The organism is Actinomyces sp. S6-Spd3, from assembly GCF_000758755.1.
GTDB lineage: Bacteria > Actinomycetota > Actinomycetes > Actinomycetales > Actinomycetaceae > Pauljensenia.
This window is the reverse complement of sequence record NZ_JRMV01000061.1, coordinates 1-530: the sequence shown is the minus strand read 5'-3', so window position 1 is coordinate 530 and position 530 is coordinate 1. Positions and strand designations below refer to the sequence as shown.

At 57.4% G+C, this 530-nt stretch carries 1 pseudogene; it reads left to right on the top strand.

What is annotated here, in order from left to right:
- Window positions 1-379 (top strand): annotated as a pseudogene (locus HMPREF1627_RS00415) (serine hydrolase); the annotation flags it as partial.
- Between the last annotated feature and the right edge of the window lie 151 nt (window positions 380-530).

Below are 530 nucleotides of genomic sequence, written 5' to 3'. Positions count from 1 at the left end.
ATACGCAGGGGCCGGATCCATCCGCGACCTCGTGGCCCTTGCCCGCGAGTTTCAAAACACCACACTCATATCGCCTGAGTTGGCGCGAGAGGCAACCTCGGTTGCTTACCCGGGTTTGAAAGGTGTCACGCCCGGTTACGGCGGATATTCGGACAACACGTGGGGTTTAGGTTTTGAAATCAAAGGAGCGAAAGTGCGCACCTGGTTCCCGCGCGCAGCCTCGGCTTCGACGTTTGGCCACTTCGGCCAATCTGGCTCATTCCTTTGGGTAGACCCCGAATCTGTGCGCGCCATGGCCTTCCTCGGGGCCGAACCGTTCGGTGCCTGGCATCGCAAAAACTGGCAAGCCCTGGGCGACCACTTCCTCGAAATGGTCTGACGCGGTGTTTACTTCGGTGCTTAATTGGGGAGAAAATTAAGCGTAGATGTACGAATAGAGGGACTAGCTCATTGAGCTAGCCCCTCTACCTTGGGCACAGATTAGGCGCTGGCCTCCAACTTCAGCCCATCACCGCTTACCCTCACGGTTA